Below are 4,445 nucleotides of genomic sequence, written 5' to 3' on the forward strand. Positions count from 1 at the left end.
AGGGATGATAGGATTTAGAAGTGGCGATTTTAAGCTAATGTATGAGAATGATGGAGGGGTAGGAATTAAACATTTAGGATTAGGTGATAGAGGAGATAGCTTTAGAACAGCAGCCTTAAATATTGGAATAGGAGATTTTACTGCTGGATTTAATCTTTTTACTGGTAGAAGAAGCAGGAAAGATCAAGAAAAAGAAGTCAAAATCATTAATTCTAGAGGGAAATATGAAAATCCTATTGTAAATACAGTAGACTGTTATGGAGCTAATTATAAAAGAGGATATGTTAATGAAATGGGGGTAAAACATCGTTTAGGGGCTTTAACTTTGGGATATGGTGGTTTTCGAGTAGGAGCTAATAGCGAAAAAGTAAGACATGCTATTCAAGATGTGGTTATTCACGGTTTGATAAAAGACAGAGGTTTTGAAAATCAATCTTGGAAATGGGATTCTTTTTATCAGTATAGAACTTATAATCCTTTTACATCATGGTAAGAAAGATAATATTAATGTTATTTATTCTGTTCAATATACAATGCTATTTTAGGAATGAATACGGAATGGTTAGATTAAAAAAAAGAAACATTATTAAACCTTTAGAATTTAACTCGGTTTATAGTAAAATAGATACTACAGTTCTTTATAAAGATTGCTCAAATAAATATAAAAAAGCTATTAAGTTTTATAAAGATGGAAAAGTTGGTTGTTTTTTTTTTGTTGATTCTACTGACATAACAACAATAGACCCCAGAAGGGCTCTAATGGGAAAATTCGAGCTAAAAAATGGGAAAATTTATATGAATTTTATAGCAAGAAATTCTCAAGTAGGTCGTTTTCTGTTAAAAGAAAAAAGTATAAATATAGAAGATACTTTGTTAGTTACCATAGGAGAAGGAATTTTTAATAAGGATACTATTGTGTATAAGAAAAAAATAATACCTAAGGATTGGTTAATATATTCTCCTGATTGGTAATATATCTCTTCCTGATGAGATGATTATTATCAATTCAAAACACGAAATGGATTTACATTATGGTAAAAAAAATTATTTATAGCTTATTTGTGATAATTATATATAGTTGTTCTGTTTTTGATGCTCATAACAATTATGGTAAAAATTGTTGTGATGAATCTACATATCATATAATAGACACTACAACTATTTACGTACAGACTGATAATATAAGCTCAAATATAATTGCATTAAAATTTTATAAGGAAGGTAGAGTTGTATTACTTTATAATCTATCTCACAAAGATAAGGCAGAAGGCAAATATTGTATTAATAAGCGGCAATGTAGAATGAAAATTTTCTATAAACACCCACAAGGGAATTTTTGGTCAAGAAAAGAATTAACTATTAGAGGAGATACAATTTTAAGTCACACTTTACCAAGTGCACAAGGAAGAGGTAGCTATGATAAATATGTAAAAGAGGCACGATATATAAGATAGATTTATTTACAACAATGGATTTAAAACGCAATCTTGGGAGTGGAAAGGTTATTTTCAGCATAGGACACGAAATGGATTTACATCATGGTAAGAAAGGTCTCATATCTATTTTTAGTATTTATTCTATATAGCTGTTGTTACACAGGCATTAGAAGTCCTAATGGGCTTCCTAGAAGGAAAATACATCCTTTGCCAATGAATACAGATTATACTCTCATAGACACAATGGCTTTATATAAGATAGATTATTTTTATTCTCGTAATGGTTTAACAAAAGAGGTAAGCCGTCATTATAAAGATATAGATAACACTTATCCTTATACAAGTTACTTTAAATTTTATGCTAAAGGTAAAGTAGGGCTATTCATCATACCTAAAAAAGACACATTACATTTAGAAAGAGGGCTTTTTAATCCTGAACAAGCAAAGATGGGATATTTTTATATAGATAAAAATAGAATTAGGATATCAACTATAGGAGATTGTAATTTATATATATCTAATGATAAAGGGAGTATTTCAAAAGATACAATTGATGTTATAAATAAGAATAATATAGGTATTGTACACATTAGAAAAGAAGTTCCAAAAGAACTTTTAGAAGGTTGGGAGCCTGATTGGTAGAACTATAAAAATAGAATGCTTATGGCTTCTTGAGACGATGGAAAATTAGGACTTTCTTTAGGGACAAATATTTGGAAGGGAGATTTTGAGCAAAGAACAGGTGTTATCGGGCTTCATGCAGGAGATTTTAGAGCTACGTATGAGAATGACGGAACACCTTTTAGTTACAAAAGAATATTAAGTAGTAACACAGATATGTTTAGGACTGCTGCTGTAGGTATTAGTATAGGAGATTTTTCTTTACAAATGAATTTGTTCACAGGAAAGAGTGGCAATGATACAAATAAAAGTAGTGAGATATCTTACTCTGAAGGCTATTTAAAAAAAGGAAGAAAACTTGGAGTTTGGAATAATTGTGAAGCAGATATGTATCGTTTAGGAGCTCTCAGCATAGGGTATAGTGGCCACAAAATTGGAACAAATTCAGAACATATAAGAAATGCTTTTCAAAATTACTTTGCACATAAAATAATTTCTCCTCAGGCAGGATTTAGGATGATAGATAGAAAATGGAATTCTTATTATCAATATTTAACCCCTAATAAATATACGTTATGGTAAGAAAACTATTCGCAATATTATTTTCTATATTTCTGATTTCTTGTAGTATATGGCACAATAAAAAATATTTCACGTTAAGAGAAAATATAAAAATTGATAGAATACAAAACAAAGGATATTATTATAGTATATACACAAATAAGGAATGTATAGATTGTGATGGAGGAAAATTCATACATATGCGTGTTTTTCTAAATAATGGATACATGTACTATGTGCAGAATGGATTTGGAAATAAATGTGATGGCAATATTGCCACCATAGATTGTTCTATTCAAAAGTCTGAAAAAATGCTAAATGAGCAAATGGATATTTTTTTAGACACTTCGAAACAAGGAACATCTAATATTTTTTTATGGAATTGGGGAAAATACAATATCAGAAATGACATTATCACAATTCAATATTTTTATAATGTATTTGGTAATTATTATTTAATAGAAGAAAAAGGAAAAGTAATTGATTCATCTTCTATTCACCTATTTTATCGAAAAAATTATAGAGACAAAAGGGATGTTCTTATTAATGAGACATATCTCTTTAAGGAATACAACATTGAGAAATTGTATGATAAGATACCAAAGAAAATTATGAGTTTAAGATGAAATACTTACTCCTTACATCCTTATTAATCAGCGTATTTCTCCACGCGCAGGAAGAAAGACCTATCACTACGGCGTTTCCGTTTTTGTCTATTAACACCGATGCCGCTGTTGCGGGTATGGGCGAGGTGGGGGTGTGCTCGCAGCCAAACGTTTTTGCGCAACGTAACAACGCTTCTAAGTATATTTTTGCAGAAAACACCTCGGGCGTTGGGGTGAGTTATACACCCTATCTCAATAAACTTGTAAAGGACATTTTTCTGGGGAATATCACCTATTATAAACGTACACAACGTAGCGCGTGGGGCGCAAGTCTGACGTATTTTAGTATCGGCGATGTGAGTCTCACTCAAGATTTCGGTGGAAGTGCTACCGTGCTGGGTAGTTTTCGTCCTACTGAATTTACCTTTGACCTTTCGTACAATCTCAGGCTCAGCGAGCACTTTGCAATGGGTGTGGCGGCGCGCTATCTCAATTCTAACTTACAATTGCCCACAGGCGACAAGGCAGTAGCACGCGGATTAGGCTTTGACATCTCGGGCTATTACACTTCTGCGTTTCACCTGATAGGGAACTACACAGGAAGTTATAGCTTTGGATTTCAGCTTTCTAATATTGGGGCAAAAGTAAAGTACGACGACTTAGGCAAATCGTTCTTTTTGCCGACCAACCTAAAACTCGGTGCAGCTTATAACCTACAAGTGGATAGCTATAACCGCTTTTCAGTACTTACAGAGGCTAATAAACTTTTAGTACCCATAGAAAGTGATGAGAACAAAGATTTTATCGAAGGTATGTTCACTTCGTTTAGTGATGCACCTAACGGCTTTAAGGAAGAGCTTCACGAGATCAGTTGGGCAATAGGAGCAGAATACGCCTTTGATGAGCAGCTTTTCCTGCGTACGGGTTATTTTCATCAGCACAAACTAAAAGGCGATAGGCAATACTTGACTGTTGGGTGTGGGTTCGCTTTCCGTTCGTTCCAGTTCGATGTGTCGTATTTGTTTTCAACAACAACCACAAATAACCCATTGAGTTCTTCTATGAGGACATCGTTACAATACGCTTTTTAAACTATAATTTACAATAAAAACTCACGACTTCGGAGTGCTACATTCTGCGCTCCCTTGCGCACAAGTAGTTTTGAGCAGCTTAAAAGGTTTTCAGCTGCTCAAAACACAACTTGCTCTGTTCCGGTGAACAG

General features: G+C 33.0%; 6 protein-coding genes and 1 pseudogene. All 7 read left to right on the plus strand.

Going from position 1 to position 4,445, the window contains the following annotated elements; all coding sequences use genetic code 11:
• A partial coding sequence (locus HMPREF9073_RS09100; RefSeq protein WP_009413437.1) for a polymorphic toxin type 23 domain-containing protein occupies nucleotides 1–493 on the plus strand: 493 nt, incomplete at its 5' end.
• A gap of 65 nt (nucleotides 494–558) precedes the next feature.
• Nucleotides 559–972 carry a hypothetical protein gene (locus HMPREF9073_RS09105; protein ID WP_157453509.1) on the plus strand — a complete coding sequence of 138 codons (414 nt, stop codon included), beginning with the start codon at nucleotides 559–561 and terminating at the stop codon, nucleotides 970–972.
• Nucleotides 973–1,031: 59 nt separating this feature from the next.
• Nucleotides 1,032–1,454: a hypothetical protein gene (locus HMPREF9073_RS09110; RefSeq protein ID WP_009413439.1), complete on the plus strand. Its 423-nt coding sequence runs from the start codon at nucleotides 1,032–1,034 to the stop codon at nucleotides 1,452–1,454.
• A gap of 195 nt (nucleotides 1,455–1,649) precedes the next feature.
• A complete protein-coding gene (locus HMPREF9073_RS09115; RefSeq protein WP_009413440.1) occupies nucleotides 1,650–2,078 on the plus strand; it encodes a hypothetical protein in 429 nt (142 codons plus the stop codon).
• A gap of 51 nt (nucleotides 2,079–2,129) precedes the next feature.
• A pseudogene (locus tag HMPREF9073_RS15285) lies at nucleotides 2,130–2,639 on the plus strand (polymorphic toxin type 23 domain-containing protein); the annotation flags it as partial.
• On the plus strand, nucleotides 2,633–3,244 hold the full coding sequence (locus HMPREF9073_RS09125) for a hypothetical protein (protein ID WP_009413442.1): 612 nt from the start codon (nucleotides 2,633–2,635) through the stop codon (nucleotides 3,242–3,244). The pseudogene HMPREF9073_RS15285 and the gene HMPREF9073_RS09125, both read left to right, overlap by 7 nt.
• Nucleotides 3,241–4,314, plus strand: a complete 1,074-nt coding sequence (gene porV, locus HMPREF9073_RS09130) for a type IX secretion system outer membrane channel protein PorV (RefSeq protein ID WP_009413443.1) — start codon at nucleotides 3,241–3,243, stop codon at nucleotides 4,312–4,314. Before HMPREF9073_RS09125 ends, porV begins: the two co-directional genes overlap by 4 nt.
• The last annotated feature ends 131 nt before the right edge of the window (nucleotides 4,315–4,445 follow it).

Source organism: Capnocytophaga sp. oral taxon 326 str. F0382, from assembly GCF_000318295.1.
GTDB lineage: Bacteria > Bacteroidota > Bacteroidia > Flavobacteriales > Flavobacteriaceae > Capnocytophaga > Capnocytophaga periodontitidis.